At 39.0% G+C, this 490-nt stretch carries 1 protein-coding gene; it reads left to right on the plus strand.

The features are described from left to right. On the plus strand, positions 1-490 hold a 490-nt coding region (locus FV233_RS29850; RefSeq protein ID WP_147899674.1), incomplete at both ends, for a glycosyltransferase.

Raw genomic sequence — 490 nt, forward strand, 5'->3', positions numbered from 1 at the left:
GCGCATTCAAGCTGAATCGGTCGATGTTTTAATTATCTGCTTTGGCAATCGTACTTCGATTACCGATCTGTTTAAAGAAATTTGTTCAGAGGAAAATATTATATTTATCCTCGTTCCATCCTCGGTGCGGGATGGCCTATCTATGTACTACGCGAGATTTTTTATAGACCGCGTGATTGATCAGAAGTACCGCAAGGTATTTTATATCGACAGCGACACTCAGCTGGTCGGGAGTGTTGACGCACTTATTAATCACGAGATAACGAGGAATAGTATTTTGGCTGTTCTTGATCCTGCGAGCTTAGTTATCGAAAATGATACTCGAAAGAACCAAGATAGAAGAAATTATTTATCGTCAATAGGATTACCGAGAGCGGACCACAAAAACTATTTTAACTCAGGGGTCCTCTTAGCTAGTAAATCAGATTGGGAAAGTTTTAGTAAGGATTCTCTTTCGCTTATTAAGAATTCAAAAGTATCCTTCCAATTC

Source organism: Methylobacterium sp. WL7 (assembly GCF_008040085.1).
GTDB classification, from domain to species: Bacteria; Pseudomonadota; Alphaproteobacteria; order Rhizobiales; family Beijerinckiaceae; genus Methylobacterium; species Methylobacterium mesophilicum.